Origin of the sequence: Pseudomonas sp. B16(2017) (assembly GCF_002113205.1) — a bacterium.
Classification (GTDB): domain Bacteria; phylum Pseudomonadota; class Gammaproteobacteria; order Pseudomonadales; family Pseudomonadaceae; genus Aquipseudomonas; species Aquipseudomonas pharyngis.
Genome location: NZ_NEKA01000002.1, coordinates 231135 through 250802, shown reverse-complemented (window position 1 = coordinate 250802; position 19668 = coordinate 231135). Strand labels below are relative to the sequence as shown.

Annotated in this window: 19 protein-coding genes and 1 riboswitch; of the genes, 13 read left to right on the top strand and 6 right to left on the bottom strand. The window is 62.1% G+C overall.

The features are described 5' to 3' along the window. The first annotated feature begins 12 nt into the window (after positions 1–12). Positions 13–684 carry a hypothetical protein gene (locus CAG25_RS03840; RefSeq protein ID WP_256575317.1) on the top strand — a complete coding sequence of 224 codons (672 nt, stop codon included), beginning with the start codon at positions 13–15 and terminating at the stop codon, positions 682–684. A gap of 13 nt (positions 685–697) precedes the next feature. After that, entirely contained in the window at positions 698–1498 is an 801-nt protein-coding gene (locus CAG25_RS03835; protein WP_085611088.1) for a hypothetical protein, read from the top strand. A gap of 4 nt (positions 1499–1502) precedes the next feature. On the opposite strand, the gene CAG25_RS03830 is transcribed toward CAG25_RS03835, so the two are convergent. The 4 genes from CAG25_RS03830 to CAG25_RS03815 all read right to left on the bottom strand — a co-directional run bounded on the left by CAG25_RS03830 (position 1503) and on the right by CAG25_RS03815 (position 5021). After that, positions 1503–2468, bottom strand: a complete 966-nt coding sequence (locus CAG25_RS03830) for a metal ABC transporter ATPase (RefSeq protein ID WP_085611087.1) — start codon at positions 2466–2468, stop codon at positions 1503–1505. Between the two features lie 31 nt (positions 2469–2499). Then, on the bottom strand, positions 2500–3312 hold the full coding sequence (locus tag CAG25_RS03825) for an aldo/keto reductase (protein WP_085611086.1): 813 nt from the start codon (positions 3310–3312) through the stop codon (positions 2500–2502). Then, positions 3309–4484, bottom strand: a complete 1176-nt coding sequence (locus CAG25_RS03820) for an FAD-binding oxidoreductase (RefSeq protein ID WP_085611085.1) — start codon at positions 4482–4484, stop codon at positions 3309–3311. Before CAG25_RS03820 ends, CAG25_RS03825 begins: the two co-directional genes overlap by 4 nt. Positions 4485–4688: 204 nt before the next feature. Further along, positions 4689–5021 carry a multidrug efflux SMR transporter gene (locus CAG25_RS03815; protein WP_085611084.1) on the bottom strand — a complete coding sequence of 111 codons (333 nt, stop codon included), beginning with the start codon at positions 5019–5021 and terminating at the stop codon, positions 4689–4691. Between the two features lie 103 nt (positions 5022–5124). Here CAG25_RS03815 and CAG25_RS03810 point away from each other — a divergent pair, with 103 nt between their 5' ends. Together CAG25_RS03810 and waaA are read left to right on the top strand one after the other, a co-directional pair. Then, positions 5125–6027: a LysR family transcriptional regulator gene (locus CAG25_RS03810; RefSeq protein WP_085611083.1), complete on the top strand. Its 903-nt coding sequence runs from the start codon at positions 5125–5127 to the stop codon at positions 6025–6027. 11 nt (positions 6028–6038) lie between these two features. Beyond that, on the top strand, positions 6039–7319 hold the full coding sequence (gene waaA / locus CAG25_RS03805; RefSeq protein WP_085611082.1) for a lipid IV(A) 3-deoxy-D-manno-octulosonic acid transferase: 1281 nt from the start codon (positions 6039–6041) through the stop codon (positions 7317–7319). A gap of 30 nt (positions 7320–7349) precedes the next feature. Here waaA and CAG25_RS03800 read toward each other — a convergent pair whose 3' ends face one another. After that, positions 7350–8783 (bottom strand): TolC family outer membrane protein, encoded by a 1434-nt coding sequence (locus CAG25_RS03800; protein WP_039766588.1) that lies wholly within the window; start codon positions 8781–8783, stop codon positions 7350–7352. A gap of 196 nt (positions 8784–8979) precedes the next feature. Next, positions 8980–9085, top strand: a riboswitch (TPP riboswitch). 146 nt (positions 9086–9231) lie between these two features. On the opposite strand from CAG25_RS03800, the gene thiC reads away from it, so the two are divergent. Continuing rightward, the gene (thiC, locus tag CAG25_RS03795) at positions 9232–11121 is read left to right on the top strand and encodes a phosphomethylpyrimidine synthase ThiC (protein WP_085611081.1); all 1890 of its coding nucleotides are present in this window, start codon (positions 9232–9234) and stop codon (positions 11119–11121) included. A 170-nt stretch (positions 11122–11291) separates the two neighbouring features. Beyond that, positions 11292–12584: a putative hydroxymethylpyrimidine transporter CytX gene (gene cytX / locus CAG25_RS03790; protein ID WP_085611080.1), complete on the top strand. Its 1293-nt coding sequence runs from the start codon at positions 11292–11294 to the stop codon at positions 12582–12584. Here the strand turns inward: cytX and CAG25_RS03785 are convergent. Beyond that, on the bottom strand, positions 12553–13299 hold the full coding sequence (locus CAG25_RS03785; RefSeq protein WP_085611079.1) for an RsiV family protein: 747 nt from the start codon (positions 13297–13299) through the stop codon (positions 12553–12555). The genes cytX and CAG25_RS03785 overlap by 32 nt on opposite strands. A gap of 220 nt (positions 13300–13519) precedes the next feature. Here CAG25_RS03785 and CAG25_RS03780 point away from each other — a divergent pair, with 220 nt between their 5' ends. From CAG25_RS03780 to CAG25_RS03750, 7 genes are all read left to right on the top strand, one after another. Then, positions 13520–14137: an NUDIX domain-containing protein gene (locus CAG25_RS03780; RefSeq protein WP_064593070.1), complete on the top strand. Its 618-nt coding sequence runs from the start codon at positions 13520–13522 to the stop codon at positions 14135–14137. Beyond that, positions 14128–14580, top strand: coding sequence for a DUF1249 domain-containing protein (locus tag CAG25_RS03775; RefSeq protein ID WP_085611078.1), 453 nt, complete (start codon positions 14128–14130; stop codon positions 14578–14580). The genes CAG25_RS03780 and CAG25_RS03775 overlap by 10 nt, the downstream gene beginning before the upstream one ends. A 104-nt stretch (positions 14581–14684) precedes the next feature. Beyond that, on the top strand, positions 14685–15500 hold the full coding sequence (gene cpdA, locus CAG25_RS03770; protein ID WP_085611077.1) for a 3',5'-cyclic-AMP phosphodiesterase: 816 nt from the start codon (positions 14685–14687) through the stop codon (positions 15498–15500). A gap of 95 nt (positions 15501–15595) precedes the next feature. Further along, a complete protein-coding gene (locus tag CAG25_RS03765) occupies positions 15596–16204 on the top strand; it encodes a YqiA/YcfP family alpha/beta fold hydrolase (RefSeq protein ID WP_064382909.1) in 609 nt (202 codons plus the stop codon). Positions 16205–16246: 42 nt separating this feature from the next. After that, positions 16247–18154 (top strand): DNA topoisomerase IV subunit B, encoded by a 1908-nt coding sequence (parE, locus tag CAG25_RS03760; protein ID WP_039766602.1) that lies wholly within the window; start codon positions 16247–16249, stop codon positions 18152–18154. Continuing rightward, positions 18154–19143 carry an esterase-like activity of phytase family protein gene (locus CAG25_RS03755; RefSeq protein WP_085611076.1) on the top strand — a complete coding sequence of 330 codons (990 nt, stop codon included), beginning with the start codon at positions 18154–18156 and terminating at the stop codon, positions 19141–19143. Before parE ends, CAG25_RS03755 begins: the two co-directional genes overlap by 1 nt. Beyond that, positions 19140–19664: a TIGR02281 family clan AA aspartic protease gene (locus tag CAG25_RS03750; protein WP_085611075.1), complete on the top strand. Its 525-nt coding sequence runs from the start codon at positions 19140–19142 to the stop codon at positions 19662–19664. Before CAG25_RS03755 ends, CAG25_RS03750 begins: the two co-directional genes overlap by 4 nt. Positions 19665–19668 lie beyond the last annotated feature (4 nt).

The following is a 19668-nucleotide window of genomic DNA, read 5'->3' as shown; positions in this document are numbered from 1 at the left end:
AAGGATGAACACATGGCGCTGGATGCGCTCCCCGGCGGTAACCAGTCGGTGCTGGGCGCGTTGCCCGAGCCATTGCGCGAATGCCTGAGCCGCGCGCACCGGGTCGTCCTGATCGCGAATAACCCGGCCATCACGGCGGCGGATTTTCAGGCACTGAATATCAGCGCCAATGACGTCGTCGTCAGTTTCAACACCTGCATCAAGGCGCCGCTGCTCAACGAGCAAAGCTTGAACGTCTTCGTGCATGGCTATAACGCGCCGGACGCCTATTTTTTTGGTCTGCCTTACGGCCCGGACGTGCAACGGTTGTTCGAGCATGCGGGCGAACGTTGTTTCACCATGCTGGTCGGCTGCGCCGCACCGATGTGTCCGTTGCCACGGGTGACCATGTATTGGGATCGCATCCCGCTGCCGCCCCTGTGGAACTATCCGGTCGACCGTCCGGGCGGCAAGCGCTACGTTGGGCCTTCGACCGGTTTCAATACGCTGGTGGTATTAGACTGGTTGCGCGGTCACGCCGGTTATTCCTATCAGCTCATGACCCTGGGGTTTTCCAACGAATCGGGGAAACTGTGGGGTGGGCATGCCTGGGATTACGAGCGCGACTGGCTGCAGCAGTCGGACGTCATTGTGGTGCCTTTGCAACCCCGTCGCTGGTGGCAAAAGCTCTTTCGCCAAAAATAAAAGGTGCTGTTGAGTGTTGAAAATTGCCGTCGCTTTTTTCGGGATCCCGAGAAATTCGCAGATTTGCTTCCCTTCCATTGAACAGAACGTTCTGGCGCAGTTTCCGGCGGGCAGCGACGTACAGTGCTTCTATCATTTGTACAAAATCGATGAAGTACAGAACTTGCGCTCAGGCGAAAAAGGCGAGTTGGCGGCTGACAACTATCAGCCGTTCGAATCGATGATCGGGGCCCTGACTTCGACTGACGGGGTGCTGGAGCGTTGGGATTTCGAGCAGGTCAAAGCGCAGGGCGATACCTGGGCCGATGACTATGCGTCGCTGCGCAACCTGATCTATCAGCTCAATTCACTGCACACCGTGACCAGCATGATCGAAACCTTCAATCCGGATTTCGTCGTGTTCGTGCGCCCGGACATTTTCTTCCACAACCCGCTGCCCGCCTATGTCTTCAATCATCCAGAGGCTCGGAGGTACTCTGCCTACATTCCGGACTGGCAGTGGTGGGGCGGGTTGAACGACCGCTTTGCCATTTGCGGGCGCGATACCTATGTCGCCTATGGCAAGCGGATCGAGCGCATTTTCCAATTCTGCAAAGCGACGGGAAGAAAGCTGCACTCCGAGCGCTTGCTCAAGTACGCGCTACAGCAGACCGGTGCCAAAGTCTGCACGCTACCGACCCAAGCCTCTCGGGTGCGAATCACCGGCGCTTTTGCCGAAGAGTCGTTTTCGCCCAAACGCGGCATGGGCAAGCGTGAAAACCGTTATTTCCATTTCTTCGCGACCTTGCGCACCTGGATCGATCGTCGGCGCTAATCGGCTATTTGCTCGCGCGTTTCTTGCCAATACCAACCAGACGCAGCGCCTTCAGACTCAATTGCTTGAGTCCCGCGCGAGGAGGCTTCGCCGGTTGCAGGCCCTGTTGCACGACCCAATCTTTCCAGCGAATCCGCTCTTCACGCACGACCCAGCCCGTCTGGGTCGCAAAGCTTTCGGCCAGATATAGTCCGCGGGTGCTGGCCGGCAGGAGCTTGTCGCGCTTGAGGGTATACAGCTCGGCCAAGGGCGCGCCGTCCTTGAGCGGCATCAGGTAGAGATCGGGGCGCTTGCGGTCCAGCCGAGCCACCAGTTGATCTCCCTCCAGACGCTCGTCGACGTGGAACAGGCTCAGGGATTTTGCCTCCTTGGGCACGTCCAGCCGCAGGTCGTAGATCAACTGCAGTGACGCGGTCGGCAAGTGCACGTAGGCCCGTGGCCGTTCGAGCAATTGCAGATTGGCGCAGCGCACCGGCCGCGCCGAGCCGGACAACGGCGTCAGGCGAAAGGGCAGGGCCTCGCGATAATGCAGCGCCGATGCGTACGGCGCCGGCAGCCAGGTGTCGTTGAAACGCCCGCCGAGCCAGCCTTCCGGGGTTTCCAGCAGGCACTCCTCGGCGATTTCCTGAATCGCCGTGTGCAGCGGGATATTCAGCTCATGGGCTGGCACGTAGCCGGAAATCAGTTTGAGCACCACGTCGCCGCGATCCTGCCGGCGCTGGCGTACCAGCACCCAGTAATCACGATTCTGCCAGTGCAGGGTCAGGCGCACCGAGACGCCGAGGTTGGCCAGCTCCAGCGCAAAGCGCTCGGCATCGGCCACGCTGACCGGCTTGCGCCGCTGCAGGGTCTGGGTGAAATTCAACGGCATGCCCACGCTCTGGTAGGTCAGGCCTTCCGGCGTGGCTTCGACGAACAGCGGCAGCGTCTTGAAGTTGCTCGGGTTCTTTCTGATGAGCGTACGCGGCATGTCGGCTCCTGCTTAAGGCCGCGAGGCGGCGTCATTGTCCACGTAGGACCTGGGCAACGGTCGCAACGTTATGGGCGAGGTGCAGCGGATTGATGGTCCCGACAATGGCACTGGCCACGCCGGGCTGGGCGAACAGCAATTCGAAGCTGGCGCGCACCGGATCCACGCCGGGACTCAGGCACACATGACCGCTGGCCAGGGCCTTCTTCACCAGAATGGCTTTGCCGTGGGCAGCAGCATAGTCAATGACCGCCTTCTCGTTTTGTTCGTTCAGATTGTAGGTGACCATCGCGCAGTCGCCTTGCTCCAGTGCTTTGAGGCCACCGTCGACGGTTTTGCCGGAAAAGCCGAAGCCGCGAATCTTGCCCTCGGCCTTCAGCGCCGCGAGGGTTGCGTAGACTTCGCTGTCGTTGAGGATCGCCAGATCGTTGCCATCGGAGTGCACCAGCACCAGGTCGATAAAATCGGTTTCAAGACGTTGCAGACTGCGCTCCACCGACATCCGGGTGTGAGCGGCGCTGAAGTCGTGGCTCGATTGGCCGTCGACAAATTCTTCGCCGACCTTGCTGACGATCACCCAGTCCTGACGCTCGCCGCGCAGCAGCGGGCCGAGGCGTTCTTCGCTGCGGCCATAGGCCGGGGCAGTATCGATCAGGTTGATACCCAGCTGGCGCGCCTGCTTGAGCAACATGCGCGCGGCGTCGTCGTCGGGGATCTGGAAGCCGTTGGGATATTTCACACCCTGGTCGCGGCCAAGTTTGACGGTGCCCAGGCCCAGCGGCGAGACCAGCAGCCCGGTGCTGCCCAGCGGGCGATGCAAATCGTGCAGGGTCGGCAGGCTCATGGCAGCAGTTGCTCCCAGGCGGGAACGCCCATCGGTGGTTTTGGCAGCTCGGGCAACGGAGCTGCGTGGCTTGGCTGGATGCCGTCGCGTTCCAGGGAGGCAATCACCCGGTCAGCGAAGTCCGGGGCCAATGCGAGCTTGGTTGGCCAGCCGACCAGCAGGCGACCTTCTTCGGCGAGGAACGCGTTGTCCGGACGGGTCAGGCCGGTTTGCAACGGTTCGGCACGATCGACGCGCAGGGTCGCCCATTGCACGGTGCTCAGGTCGATCCAGGGCAGCAGCTGTGCGATTTCCTTTTGTGCAGTGGCGATCTGCTCGGCGGGCTCACGGGCCACGCCTTCGGATTCGGCAATGTCGCCGCCCAGATACCAGACCCACTGACCGTCAGCGGCAGGGTGGGTGGTCACGGTGATGCGCGGTTTGGTGCCGCCACCGAGGCAGTGCGCGTACAGCGGCTTCAGGCCCGGGCCCTTGGCGATGATCATATGCAGCGGCCGACGTTGCATCGCCGGATGAGTCAGGCCCAAGGCAGTCAGCAGGTCGGCAGTACCGGCGCCGGCGCTGAGGACGATGCGCTGGGCGCGGATCTCGCGGCCATCGACTTTCAGACCGACCAGCACACCGCTTTCCAGTAACGGCTCGATGCCGTGGCCGGCGAGCAGACCGTCACCCGACAAATCCGCCAGACGCTGGATCAGGCTTGGCACGTCGATCACCAGCTCGGCGAGACGGTAGACCTTGCCCTTGAAACGCTTGTCCTGCAGGGCCGGTGGCAGTTGATCGCCCTTGACCTGATCGACCCGGCCACGCACCGCTTTGCTGGCGAAGAAACTGGTGAGGTTGCCGGCCAGGGTGCCCGGCGACCACAGGTAGTGGGCCTCGGACAGCAGGCGCACGCCGGTCAGGTCCAGTTCGCCGTTGCCGGCCAGGGCTTCACGCCAGCGGCGCGGCATATCGGCGATGGCTTCCGAGGCGCCGGTCAGCGCACCGTGCAGCGCGTACTTGGCGCCGCCGTGGATGATGCCCTGGGACTTCACACTCTGCCCGCCGCCGAGGCTGGCACTTTCCACCAACACGGTCGAGAAACCCTGGCGACGCAGGCGCGCGTTCAGCCAGAGACCGGCGACACCCGCGCCGACAATCAGCACGTCGGTGGAAATTGGAGATGGCATGCAACGACCTCAGTGTTCAAGACAAGGGCGCAGTATACAGACTCGGGGATAAGGGGATTTGTCGATGATCAACAGAGGGGAAGGTGTCGGGCAATGTGGGAGCGGGCTTGCTCGCGAAATCGGTCTATCAGTTAACAACAATGTTGCCTGACACACCGTCTTCGCGAGCAAGCCCGCTCCCACAGGGGGTTATGCATTAATCAGTTAATGGCCGGCGGTTTTCGAAAACAGCTGAATCACCACCACGCCGAGCACGATCAGCGCCATCCCAAGCATTGCCGGGACATCCAGCTTCTGCCCATAGATGAACAGCGCCGCGACACTGACCATCACGATGCCCATGCCGGCCCACACCGCGTAGGCCACGCCCACCGGTACGCTGCGCACCACCAGGGTCAGCATCCAGAACGCAATGGCGTAGCCGACGATGACCAGCAGCAGTGGCAATGGTGTGCTGAAGCCTTTGACGGCTTTCATCGAAACGGTCGCGATCACTTCGGCGCAGATGGCGATGGCCAGGTAGACGTAAGCGTTCATGTTCAAGTCCTCGTGTGTAGCGTTGCTTTCTGAGGCGACATTCTAGTGACTCCCCAGATGGGGTAAAGTCATCACCTATCTGTTTACAAGATGGGTTGGCCTGATGAGCATGCAATGGAATCTGGAGCAGTTGCGGGTGTTTGTCGGCGTTGCCGAGCAGCGCTCGTTTTCCGCCGTGGCACGTCAGCAGCGCAAGGCGCAGTCGGCGATCAGCAGCGCGATTGCCATGCTCGAGGACGACCTCGGTGTCAGCCTGTTCGAGCGTAGCAGCGGCCGCCAGCCGAGTCTTACCGAAGCAGGGGAGGCGTTGCTGGAGGAGGCGCGTGAAGTGTTGCGCCAGTGCGAGCGCCTGAATGGCCGGGCCGTGGCCATGATGCGCGGGCAGGAAGCGCAGCTGCGGGTGGCCCAGGACGAAGCGATGCCCTATCAGGCGCTGGTGGAAAGCTTCGCCGCGCTGGCCGAGCAATTCCCGAGCCTGGAAGTCCAACTGACCAGCGCCGCCCAAGGTGAGGTTTCACGCAAACTGGTGGAGCGCCGGGCCGATCTCGGGCTGTTGTTCTATCACGATGAAATCCCTGAAGCGCTGGAGCGTCGGGTGCTGGGCAGCGTGGAAATGGTCACCGTCTGCGGCGTCAAGCATCCCTTGGCAGCGCAGGCTTACGTCACCTGCCAGCAACTGGCGCAACATCGGCAGTTGTTGATGTCGACCCAGACCAGCATTTATCCCGGCAACGAACCGGCCAGTCCGCAGGTGTGGCGCGCTGACAGTTTCTACGTGATGGCCGAATGGCTGGTGCGCGATCTCGGCTGGGCCTGGCTGCCGCGCCACGTGGTGCAATACTCGGCGTATCAGGGATTGATGGTGGAACTGGACAGCGAATGGACGCCGCCGGCATTGGTAGTGGAACTGGTCTGGCGCCGTGATGAACCGCTCGGGCCGGCGGCGCGCTGGCTGGCGGAGCGATTTGCCATACACCTGCGGGCGATCGGCGGCAAAAGCCGATAAACTCCGCCGCCATGAATAGAACTCTCTACACCGCGCTGTTTTACTTGGGGCTGCCATTGGTGGCGATTCGGCTGTGGCTGCGTTCGCGCAAGGCGCCGGCGTATGCCAAGCGGATTGGCGAACGTTTCTCCTATGGCCTGCCGACCTTGCAGCCCGGAGGTATCTGGGTTCACGCCGTCTCGGTGGGCGAGAGCATCGCGGCTGCGCCGATGATCCGCGCGCTGCTGCAACGTTATCCACAGCTGCCGATCACCGTGACCTGCATGACGCCGACCGGGTCGGAACGCATTCACGCAATGTTCGCCAACGAGCCACGCATCCAGCACTGCTACTTGCCCTACGACTTGCCCTGCGCGGCGGCGCGTTTTCTGGATCGCGTACAGCCGAAACTGGCAGTGATCATGGAAACCGAACTGTGGCCCAACCACATTCACCAATGCGCCAAACGCGGGATTCCGGTGGCATTGGCCAACGGACGCCTGTCCGAGCGTTCGGCCAAAGGCTATGGCCGGTTCAGCAAGCTGACCGCGCCGATGCTCGCCGAAATGAGTCTGTTCGCCGTGCAGACCGAAGCCGAAGCCCAGCGCTTCCGCGATCTCGGTGCGCGCCCGGAGACAGTCGAAGTCACCGGCTCGATCAAGTTCGACCTGACCATCGACCCGCAACTGCTGAAGCGTGCCCATGAATTGCGCGGTCAGTGGCAGGCGCTGGAGCGTCCGGTGTGGATCGCTGCCAGCACCCATGAAGGCGAAGACGAGGTGGTGCTGAATGCTCACCGTCGTTTGCTGGCCAACCATCCCGATGCGCTGCTGATTCTGGTACCGCGTCATCCGGAGCGCTTCAACTCGGTGTTCGAATTGTGCCAGCGTGAAGGTTTTGCCACGGTGCGCCGTTCCACTGGCGCGAGTGTCGATGCGCAGACTTCGGTGCTGCTCGGCGACACCATGGGCGAGCTGCTGTTTCTCTATGCCCTGGCCGACAGCGCGTTCGTCGGCGGAAGCCTGGTGCCCAACGGCGGGCACAATCTGCTGGAGCCGGCAGCGTTGGCGAAACCGGTGATCAGCGGCCCGCACCTGTTCAACTTCCTCGATATCGCCGCGCAACTGCGCAGCGCCGGGGCCTTGGCCGAGGTCGATGACGCCGAAGGTCTGGCGACAGAGGTGCAGCGTCTGTTCGAACTGCCGCGCGACGCACAGCGCATGGCCGACGCCGGGCTGAGCGTGATGCGCCGCAATCAGGGTGCGTTGCAGCGCTTGCTCGATGGACTGGGAAGGTTGATCGACCGCGCATAAAAAACGCAGCCTCAGGGCTGCGTTTCTTGTTTAAGGTCGGGCCTTGAGCTGCGCTTCCGCTGCCTTGGCCAGATCCGGCGGCAGGAAATCCTTGTCCGGGTTGTAGTCGGCTTTCAGATAACGCGTCAGATCCTGCAAATCACCCGGGTTCAATGTCCCCGCCGCCTGCTTCAAACGCAGGTTGTCGAGGATGTAGTCGTAGCGGGTGTTGTTGTAGTTGCGCACCGAGGTGTAGAGCTGACGCTGGGCGTCGAGTACGTCGACGATGTTGCGCGTCCCCACCTGATAACCGATTTCCGTGGCTTCCACCGCGCTCTGGTTGGAGATGATCGACTGGCGGCGCGCCTGCACCTGCTCGACGTCGGTGTTCACCGCGCGGTGCAGGTTGCGGGTGTTCTCCACCACTTGCCGGCGCAGGCCTTCACGCTGTTGTTCGGTCTGGTCCAGCCGCGAGTACGACTCGCGCACTTGCGAGCTGGTCAGCCCGCCGCTGTAGATCGGGATGTTCAGTTGCAGGCCCACAGTGCTCTGCTCGACGTTGCCACTGTACGGCGTACCGAACGCGTTCGGGTTGGAGAAGCCGAGGGCGTCGTTGTCGCCTTTTTCGTATTTGGCCACGGCGTCGAGGGTCGGCAGGTGCCCGGCCTTGCGCTGTTTCAGGGTCTGTTCGGCGGAGCTGACCGCGTAGTTGCTGGCCAGCAGATTGAGGTTCTGTTTCGCGGCGGTATCGACCCAGGCCTTGGCGTCGTTCGGCGCCGGCGGCAGGATCGGCAACGTGTGGACGATGCCCTGGATCGAGTTGTACTGGCGGTTGGTCAGGGTGATCAGCGCTTGGAACGCATCATCAACCTGACGCTGGGCGACGATCCGGTTGGCCCGTGCGGTGTCGTAACTGGCTTGCGATTGCAGCACGTCGGTCTTGTCCGACAGGCCCACGTCGAAGCGCTCGTTGGACTGGTCGAGCTGGCGCTTGAACGCGGCTTCCTCGGCCTTGGTCGAGGCCAGGTTGTCCTGGCTGCGCAGCACGTTGAAGTAGCTTTCGGCGGTTTGCAGGATCAGGTTCTGCTCGGTGGCCGAAAGTTGCAGCGCGGCCTGCTCGTTGACGTCCTTGGCGGCCTGGTACTGGAACCAGCGATCGGCGCGGAACAGCGGTTGCGCCAGCGTCGCCTGATAGGAGTGCGCGCTGCGATTGGCGATGGCCGAGGGCTGGTCGATCGAAGTGCGCACGTTGGCGACTTCAGCGCCGCCGGACAGGTTCGGCAGCAGCCCGGCCCGGGCCTGGGGCACCACTTCTTTCTGCGCACCGTACTGGGCGCGGGCGGCGGCCAGGTCGGCGTTGTTGTCGACCGCTTCCTGGTAGACGCTGACCAGATCGGTCCTGGTCGATAAAGGCGCTTCTGCTGCCCAGGCCGTTGCGGTGGACGCACAAGACACGGCGACAGCCAGTGAGAGTTTGCGCAGCATGAGGCGATCCCTAGCATGAATATTATGGAAATAATCCGGGCGCCAAAGGTAAGGCGCGGCCCATGCAGCGTCAAGGCGCGGCATGGCGTAGCGAGTGTAGTAGCGCCGACGGCAGGCAACAATCTGCCAATTGCGCCATTCATCATGGTGTTTGCCACGGTGTTGGCGTTCTTTGCCGGTTGTGTCTAGACTGGCCGGGTTCTTGTCGGGGTGCCTTGCTATGAGGCTGAGATCGAATAATTTCGGATCCCGTTGAACCTGATCAGGTTAGCGCCTGCGTAGGGAACAAGATTTCTCGTCACCCGGCGAGTCCTCTTGTGCTTCGTCCGGGAAATTGTTCGACAATCGAACGCACGACGACGATGCACAGCACCAGTCCTGGTGCGTCCGTGCCTTTCAGGTTCTGCTCCGACAATCCACTGCCTGGATGCTGTCTGGAGAGCCCGTGATGACTACAAAATCTAAAAACGCGATCAACCTGAGTGACTCGGCCAAGGTCGACGAGCAGTCGGTTCAACCGTTCACCCGTTCGCAAAAAGTCTACGTTCAGGGCTCCCGCCCGGACATCCGCGTGCCGATGCGCGAAATTACCCTTGATGTGACCCCGACCGACTTCGGCGGCGAAATCAACGCGCCGGTCACCGTCTACGACACCTCGGGCCCGTACACCGATCCGAACGTGGTGATCGACGTGCGCAAAGGTCTGGGCGACGTGCGTTCGGCATGGATCGACGACCGTGGCGACACCGAGCGTCTGCCAGGCCTGAGTTCGAATTTCGGTCAGGAACGCCTGGCCGATCCAGAGCTGACCAAGCTGCGTTTCGCCCACGTCAACAACCCGCGCCGCGCCAAGGCCGGGGCCAACGTCAGCCAGATGCACTACGCGCGCAAAGGCATCATCACCGCCGAGATGGAATACGTCGCCATCCGCGAAAACATGAAGCTGCAAGAGGCCCTCGCTGCCGGTCTGTTGAAGCAGCAGCACGCCGGCCACAGCTTCGGCGCGAGCATTCCGAAAGAAATCACCCCTGAGTTCGTCCGCGAAGAAATCGCCCGTGGTCGCGCAATCATTCCGGCCAACATCAACCACGTCGAACTCGAGCCGATGATCATCGGCCGCAACTTCCTGGTGAAGATCAACGGCAACATTGGCAACAGCGCGTTGGGTTCGTCCATCGAAGAAGAAGTGGCGAAACTGACCTGGGGCATTCGCTGGGGTTCGGACACGGTGATGGACTTGTCCACCGGCAAACACATCCACGAAACCCGCGAGTGGATCATCCGTAACTCGCCAGTGCCGATCGGCACCGTGCCGATCTATCAGGCACTGGAAAAAGTGAATGGCGTCGCCGAAGACCTGACCTGGGAGCTGTTCCGCGACACGCTGATCGAGCAGGCCGAGCAGGGCGTCGACTACTTCACCATCCACGCCGGCGTGCTGCTGCGCTACGTGCCGCTGACCGCCAAGCGTGTGACCGGCATCGTGTCCCGTGGCGGTTCGATCATGGCCAAGTGGTGTCTGGCGCACCACAAAGAGAACTTCCTCTACACCCACTTCGACGAAATCTGCGAAATCATGAAGGCCTACGACGTCAGCTTCTCGCTGGGCGACGGTCTGCGTCCGGGCTCGATTGCCGACGCCAACGACGAAGCGCAATTCGGCGAACTGGAGACCCTCGGCGAGCTGACCAAGATCGCCTGGAAGCACGACGTGCAATGCATGATCGAAGGCCCCGGCCATGTGCCGATGCAGTTGATCAAGGAGAACATGGACAAGCAGCTGGAGTGCTGCGACGAGGCGCCGTTCTACACCCTCGGCCCGCTGACCACCGACATCGCACCGGGTTACGACCACATCACCTCGGGTATCGGTGCGGCGATGATCGGCTGGTTCGGTTGCGCGATGCTCTGCTACGTGACGCCGAAGGAACACCTGGGTCTGCCGAACAAGGATGACGTGAAGACCGGGATCATCACCTACAAAATCGCGGCCCATGCGGCGGATTTGGCCAAGGGGCACCCGGGCGCGCAGATCCGCGACAACGCCTTGAGCAAGGCGCGTTTCGAATTCCGCTGGGAAGACCAGTTCAACCTCGGTCTGGACCCGGACACCGCCCGTTCGTATCACGATGAAACCCTGCCGAAGGATTCGGCGAAGGTCGCGCATTTCTGTTCGATGTGCGGGCCGAAATTCTGCTCGATGAAGATCACTCAGGAAGTCCGCGAATACGCGGCCAACCAGCGGATCGATGCGGTCGACGTGGACGTCGCCCAGGGCCTGGCGGAACAGGCCGAGCGGTTCAGGAAGGAAGGCAGTCAGCTGTACAAAAAAGTTTGATCCCGCACTGATCGTTCCCACGCTCTGCGTGGGAATGCCTCTAGGGACGCTCCGCGTCCAGTGACGCGGAGCGTCACGGGCTGCATTCCCACGCGGACGGTTCGACGCCTCGACGTGGGAACGATCACACGGGTCAGCACAACAACAAATGTCCCTCTGAGATAACACCCTTGAGCATTCAACCCGGTACTTATTCCCCCGACCTCGCCGTGCCCGCCGACAAGCGTGTATTCGGCGGTCGGGATCTGTTCTCCCTTTGGTTTTCCCTCGGCATCGGCCTGATGGTATTGCAGACCGGCGCGTTGCTGGCGCCGGGGCTGGGCCTTTCGGGATCGCTGCTGGCGATTTTTCTCGGCACCCTGGTTGGCGTCCTGTTGCTGGCCGCCGTTGGCGTGATCGGCAGTGACACCGGCCTGTCGTCGATGGCCGCGCTGAAACTCAGCCTCGGCAGCAAAGGTGCGAGCCTGCCGGCGCTGCTTAATCTGCTGCAACTGATCGGTTGGGGTTCGTTCGAAATCATCGTCATGCGCGATGCGGCCAGCCTGCTTGGCACCCGTGCGTTCAGCGAAGGTTCGCTGTGGGCCAGTCCGATGCTGTGGACGCTGTGTTTCGGTGCGCTGGCGACCTTGCTCGCGGTCAGCGGGCCGTTGACGTTCGTGCGCAAGATCCTGCGCAAGTGGGGCATCTGGCTGATTCTGGCCGCGTGCATCTGGCTGACGTGGAACCTGTTCGCCAAGGCCGATCTCGCCGCCTTGTGGGCTCAGGCCGGGGATGGCTCGATGCCGCTCGCCGTGGGTTTCGACATCGCCATCGCGATGCCGCTGTCGTGGCTGCCGCTGATTGCCGACTACTCGCGTTTCGGCAAACGGGCGAAGAATGTGTTCGGTGGCACCGCCATCGGTTTCTTCATCGGCAATTTCTGGCTGATGAGCCTCGGCGTCGCCTACACCCTGGCCTTTGCGCCAAGCGGTGAAGTCAACGCGCTGCTGCTGGCACTGGCCGGCGCCGGTCTGGGGATTCCGCTGTTGCTGATTCTGCTGGACGAGTCGGAAAACGCTTTCGCCGACATTCACTCGGCAGCGGTTTCCAGCGGGATTCTGTTGCGTCTGAAAGTCGAGCATCTGGCGCTGGCCATCGGTGTGATCTGCACTCTGATCGCCTTGCTCGCGCCGTTGGCGCAGTACCAGAACTTCCTGCTGCTGATCGGCTCGGTGTTCGCGCCGCTGTTCGGCGTGGTGCTGGTGGATCACTTCATCCTGCGCAAGCGCAGTGCTCAGGTGGCGTCGGCCGCCTTGCGCTGGCCGGCACTATTGGCCTGGCTGGGTGGCATCAGCACCTATCACCTGCTGGCCAATCTGTATCCGGATGTCGGCGCGACCCTGCCGGCGCTGGTGCTGGCAGGGCTGCTGCAACTGGTGCTCGGCCGGGCTTTCAGTTACGGCCGGGAAACAGCTCGGGCTTGAGAATGCCGTTCAGGCGCGGGTAAGGGATCTTCAGTTCGACGTGGCCCAGCGCATAAGGCGCGATGGTGGTCACGTCGTACTTGAGGATCACACCGCCGTAGGTCAGCGCCACATTCGGGGTTTTGACGAACGGCCAGCTCTTCACGAATTCCGGTTCCTGATCGAGCTTGGTGCTGATCAGCCAGGTGTTGTGCGCCACTTGCGCCGCTTTCCAGAACGCCTCTTCCTGACCCGGCAGCAGCATGTCCACCAGGGTCAGCACCTTGTGCTGCTGACGCGAATAGTTGATGAAACCGCGTCCCGGCGTACCGTGGGCACCGCCGGTGTCCAGGTAGCTCGAGGTTTCGATGATCACCAGACCGTCATGCTGCTCGCGTACTTTCGCCTGCAAATAGCTGCTGTTGCGCGGGCCGGCGTTGGCCAGGAACTGCTCGCGATACGCTGCCAGCGTCGGCGCCACCCGGGCGTTCGGTGCGGTGCGGGTCATTTGCAGCAGGCGTTTTTCGATGATGCCGTCCAGCGCCGGTTCTGCCGGGAAGCGCAACGTATCGATGTTCACCAGCGGACAGTCCTGGTTGGAACAACCCGGTTTCAGCGTTTCCGAGGCGTCGCGGGTGGTTTCCAGCGGCGTGCGATAGTTGGGCTGGAACAGGCTGGCGCAGGCGCCCAGGGTCAGGGCGATGGCGGCCACGGAGGCAATTTTGAAAAGCGACATGGGCGTCCTTTCTGAAGCAGGGGAAGGCAAAAAGTTACCGCTTCGACTCTCAACGAAGCGGTCAGTTCGCCACTAAGCTAATTAGAGTGGGTTTCGCCTCCACCGTCCATCCCGCTGACAGTAAAGGGGCTGCATCAAACGTCACGGGCGCGTTAGGATGGCGCGAAGTCGAGGTCGCAAGAAGGCGCCTCGTGTTGGATTTGCAGTAAAGAGGATGCTCATGACCGATTTTGCCAAAGCCATTCCGAGCGCCGTCGATATCGTGCGACGCGAGCAGTGCTACAAGGGCTTCTACAAGCTCGACCGTCTGCACTTGCGCCACGAACTGTTCGCCGGTGGCATGAGCCGCGAAATCAATCGTGAAGTGTTCGTGCGCCACGATGCCGTGTGCATGCTGCCTTACGATCCGCAGCGCGATGAAGTGGTGCTGATCGAGCAGTTTCGCGTCGGGGCTCTGGGCAAGGCGGACAACCCGTGGCTGGTGGAACTGGTCGCCGGTCTGATCGACAAGGACGAACAGCCGGAAGAAGTTGCTCACCGCGAGGCACAGGAGGAAGCTGGGCTGGACATCAAGGCCCTGTGGCCGATGACCAAATACTTTCCGTCACCGGGCGGCAGCAACGAATTCGTGCATCTGTACCTGGGGCGTTGCAGCACCGAAGGCGCGGGCGGCCTGCATGGGCTGGAGGAAGAAGCCGAAGATATTCGCGTCACGGTCTGGGCTTTTGAAGATGCCCTGCAGGCCGTACGTGACGGACGGATTGCCAATGCGGCGAGCATCATCGCCTTGCAGTGGCTGGCGCTCAATCGCGCCGAAGTGAGGGGGCTATGGTCGTAAACAAGTTGCGCGATCGCTACCGCGTCGACCTTGCGGGGCTGCAAGCCGCCTGCGAGGCGAACTATGCGCGCCTGATGCGACTGTTGCCGGACATGCGCAGCGACCCCGAAGCGCGGCGCATCGCGGTGACCCAGGGCGACCAGATGCTTGGCGTGCTGGCGCTGGAAGTGCTGCAGACCTGTCCCTACACCACGACCTTGCAGGTGCGCCAGGAACACAGCCTGCCGTGGCTGCCGGTGCCGCAACTGGAAGTGCAGGTCTATCACGACGCACGCATGGCCGAGGTGATCAGCGCCGAGCATGCGCGACGTTTTCGCGGCGTCTATCCTTACCCGAATGCGGCCATGCACCAGCCGGACGAAAAAGCCCAGCTCAATCTGTTCCTGGGTGAATGGCTGAGTCATTGTCTGGCGTGCGGACACGAATACGCGGCAGTCCGATAACCAGCGCAAGTTGTGAACTGCGTCCGGTTCGCCGGTTTCTCTTTGTGGTGTCCCCCCGCATAATTGCCGCTCCTATCCAGCCCGTGATCCCCGGGGAGAACGCCTTGCCGAGCGTATCGACTTTGACCACCGCCGACACGGCGTTGCTGGTGCAACTCTCTGACAGCCATCTGTTCGCCGAGGCGGACGGAGCGCTGCTGGGCATGAACACCCGCGAGAGTCTGCAAAAAGTCATCGAGCTGGTGCTCGAACAGCAACCGCGGATCGACCTGATCGTTGCCAGCGGCGACCTGTCCCAGGACGGTACGCTGGAGTCCTACCAGCAATTTCGGCAGATGACGGCGCAGATCAACGCACCGGCCCGCTGGATCCCCGGCAATCACGACGAACCGCAGATCATGGCTCAAGCGACTGTGAAGAGCGCGTTGCTGGAGTCCGTGGTGGATGTCGGCAACTGGCGAGTGACCCTGCTCGATTCGGCGGTGCCCGGATCGGTGCCGGGGTATTTGCAGGATGACCAACTGCAATTGCTCGCCCGCTCCCTGAGTGAAGCGCCGGATCGCCATCATCTGGTGTGCTTTCACCATCATCCGGTGTCGATCGGTTGCGCCTGGATGGAGCCGATCGGCTTGCGCAATCCGGAAGCATTTTTTGAGGTGCTCGACCGTTTCCCGCAGGCCCGCGCAGTTTTGTGGGGGCATGTGCATCAGGAAATCGACCGCGAACGTAACGGCGTAAGGCTGATTGCCTCGCCGTCGACCTGCATTCAGTTCGAGCCAGGCAGTGAAGATTTCAAGGTCGGCGAGCAGGCACCGGGGTATCGCTGGTTGCGCTTGTTGCCGGATGGGCGGCTGGAGACCGGCGTGGAGCGTGTCACCGGTTTTGATTTTCAGGTGGATTACGGCTCCAACGGTTACTGATGACGGGTGCAGCGCTGATTTCCTCGGGTGCTGGCCCAACACCCCCTGACTCCCTGTAAACTCCGCTTTCTTAAGCCGACGCCCAGGGAGCTCAAATGTCCGGTTCGATTCTCTATATCCATGGTTTCAACAGCGCGCCGGCCTCGAAGAAGGCCTGTCAGCTGGTCGAGGTGATGGAACGGCTGGGTCTGAGCGATCAACTGCGTGTGCCGGCGCTGCATCACCACCCGCGTGAAGCCATCGGTCAGCTGGAACAGGCAATCGCCGAACTCGGCCGGCCATTGCTGGTGGGAAGCTCGCTCGGCGGCTACTATGCGACTCACCTGGCCGAGCGCCATGGCCTGAAAGCCTTGCTGGTCAACCCGGCCGTCAGTCCGCACCGGATGTTCGACGGATACCTGGGCACCCAGAAAAACCTGTACACCGACGAAACCTGGGAGCTGACCCACGACCACGTGACGGCCCTGGCCGAGCTGGAAGTGCCGGCGCCGCAGGATCCGCAGCGTTATCAGGTATGGTTGCAGACCGGGGATGAAACGCTGGATTATCGCCTTGCCCAGCAGTATTACCGGGCCTGTGCCTTGCGCATTCAGGCCGGCGGCGACCACAGCTTCCAAGGATTTGTTACACAATTGCCGGCATTGCTCAGCTTTGCCGGGATTGGCGCCGATACCTATCAGGCAATCGATTTCACCGCACTGTGAAGTCTTGCCCCATTTTCATTGAATCACTGACGACGAGACCCTATGGCCACTCCCAGCGCTAGCTCCTATAACGCCGACGCCATCGAAGTCCTCTCGGGCCTCGACCCGGTGCGCAAGCGCCCCGGCATGTACACCGACACCAGTCGGCCGAACCACCTCGCCCAGGAAGTCATCGATAACAGTGTCGACGAAGCCCTGGCCGGCCACGCCAAATCGATCCAGGTCATCCTCCACGCCGACCATTCGCTGGAAGTCTGCGACGACGGCCGTGGCATGCCGGTTGACATCCACCCGGAAGAGGGGGTGTCGGGCGTTGAACTGATCCTCACCAAGCTCCATGCGGGCGGCAAGTTTTCCAACAAGAACTACCAGTTCTCCGGCGGTCTGCACGGGGTGGGTATTTCCGTGGTCAACGCCTTGTCGACCCAGGTACGGGTGCGGGTCAAGCGTGACGGCAACGAATACGAAATGACCTTCGCCGACGGCTTCAAGGCCACCGATCTGCAAGTGATCGGCACCGTCGGCAAGCGCAATACCGGGACCAGCGTGTACTTCGCGCCGGACCCGAAATACTTCGACTCACCAAAATTCTCCATCAGCCGCCTCAAGCACGTGCTCAAGGCCAAGGCCGTTCTGTGCCCGGGGCTGTTGATCAGTTTCGAAGACAAAGGCACCGGCGAAAAGGTCGAGTGGCATTACGAAGACGGCCTGCGCTCCTATCTGGTGGATGCGGTCAGCGAATTCGAGCGCCTGCCGGATGCGCCGTTCTGCGGCAACCTGGCCGGCACCAAGGAAGCGGTCGAGTGGGCGCTGCTGTGGCTGCCGGAAGGCGGCACCTCGGTCACTGAAAGCTACGTCAACCTGATCCCGACGGAGCAGGGCGGCACCCACGTCAACGGCCTGCGTCAGGGCTTGCTCGACGCGATGCGCGAGTTCTGCGAATTCCGCAGCCTGCTGCCGCGCGGCGTGAAGCTGGCACCGGAAGACGTCTGGGAACGCATTGCTTTCGTCCTGTCGATGAAGATGCAGGAACCGCAATTCTCCGGTCAGACCAAGGAACGTCTGTCTTCCCGTGAAGCGGCGGCGTTTGTCTCCGGTGTGGTCAAGGACGCGTTCAGCCTGTGGCTCAACGCCAACCCGGAAACCGGTCTGGCCCTGGCAGAGCTGGCAATCAGCAACGCCGGCCGTCGCCTGAAAGCCAGCAAGAAAGTCGAGCGCAAACGCATCACCCAGGGCCCGGCATTGCCGGGCAAACTGGCCGATTGCGCCGGGCAGGACCCGATGCGTTCCGAGCTGTTCCTGGTGGAAGGTGATTCCGCCGGCGGTTCGGCCAAGCAGGCGCGAGACAAGGAATTCCAGGCGATCCTGCCGTTGCGCGGCAAGATCCTCAACACCTGGGAAGTCGACGGCAGCGAAGTGTTGGCCAGCCAGGAAGTGCACAACATCGCCGTGGCCATCGGTGTCGATCCGGGCGCCGAGGACATGAGCCAGCTGCGCTACGGCAAGATCTGCATCCTCGCCGACGCCGACTCCGACGGTCTGCACATCGCGACCTTGCTCTGCGCCTTGTTCGTCCAGCATTTCCGCCCGCTGGTGGATGCCGGTCATGTCTATGTGGCAATGCCGCCGCTGTACCGCATCGATCTGGGCAAAGAAATCTACTACGCCCTCGACGAAGCCGAGCGCGACGGGATCCTCGACCGTCTGGTGGCCGAGAAGAAGCGCGGCAAGCCGCAGGTCACCCGATTCAAAGGTCTGGGTGAAATGAACCCGCCGCAACTGCGCGAAACCACCATGGACCCGAACACCCGGCGCCTGGTGCAGTTGACCCTCGGGGACGACTTCGCACAGACCTCGGAAATGATGGACATGTTGCTGGCGAAAAAGCGCGCCGGCGACCGCAAGACCTGGCTCGAATCCAAGGGTAACCTCGCCGAGGTTCTGGCCTGATGCGGTTTGGCTGGGCCTTGGCGGGTGCATTGCTGCTGGGTTCGATGACGGTGACGGCAGAGCCTGTGCAAGAGCTGCGCGTGCTCGCCGAACACCCGGTCGAAGGCATGCGCGGCGGCAACCTGTCGGGGCTGGCCTTGTGCGGCAATGACCTGTGGACCGTTTCGGACCGCGACGATGATCAGATCTACCGTCTCGATATCCGCGACCGGGTCTGGCAGGCTACGGCCGTACGCATCGATCCGCCGAAAGTGCCGGACAGCGGCTTGCCGTGGGGCATCAGTTCGCGCACCTGGGCGGCGTCGTTCATTCGGGGCGGGGATCTGGATTTCGAAGGCATCAGCTGTGACAGCGCAGGCAACCGCTACATCGTCAGCGAGGCCCACGCGGCCGTGCTGCAAGTACCGCCGCAGGGGCCGTCGTCGTGGCTGAAAATCTCGCCGATGATGGTGCGCGAGGCGCGGGCCAGCGGCATGTTGCTGCAGTTCAACGCGATATTTGAAGGTCTGGCGATCAGTCCGGCGGGCGATCAGATGTGGCTGGCTGCCGAGCGGCAAAGTCGCGGTTTGTTGCTGATCAAACGCCAGCAGACGGTATGGGATTGTGACGGTCGCTGCGTGCTGCTCAGTGAAGGCGGCATGGAAATGCAACCGCCGCAGTTCCCGAAAGCCCGTCCGGTCAATCGGGATTTTTCCGATATCTCCCTGTTCAACGGCAAGCTGTTTACCCTTGAGCGCAACGCGTACCAGATCTGTCGTCGCGATGCGCAGACGGCCAGGGTCGAGCTCTGCTGGTCGTATGCGGCCGAGCTGTTGCAGGCCAATCGGCGTTATTCGCAGAACTTCGGCCTGGAAGAGGCGCTGGTGGTCGATGCTCAGGGGGCCTGGATCGGCGTCGACAACAATTTCGGCCCGCGCGCCGATGGCGAGGTTCGCCCGATCATCTGGCGTTTCGCCGCGCCGGACGGTGGCTGGAGCGCCAAGCCGTGAGCCAGCAACCGCCGGGCAAGCGTGCCGGTCGGGTGCTGATGATTCTGGCCTGGTGCGCGGCGCTGTTTCTGGCCACGCGGTTTTTCGGCCAGTGGGAAGAACGCCAGCGTAATCCCAATGTGGAAGTGGCTTCGCAGCAGGGCAATGGCTTTATAGAAGTGAAACTGATCGGCAACGCCCAGGGACATTTTGTCGCCAGCGGCCTGATCAACGGTCGGCCGGTGGAGTTCATGCTCGACACCGGCGCGACCGATGTGGCAATCCCGGCCGAGGTGGCGAAAGACCTCAGGCTGGAAGAAGGTTTCGGTGTGACCTTGAGCACGGCCAATGGCCTGAGCCAGGGCTATCGCACCCGTATCGACCGCCTGCAACTGGGCGACATCGTGTTGCGGGATGTCCGCGCACTGGTGGTGCCCGGCCTGCATGGCGATCAGGTGCTGCTCGGCATGAGCGCCCTGAACAAACTTGAATTTACCCAGCGCGGTGGCACCATGCTGCTGCGCCAGACAACGAACCGATGAGGCC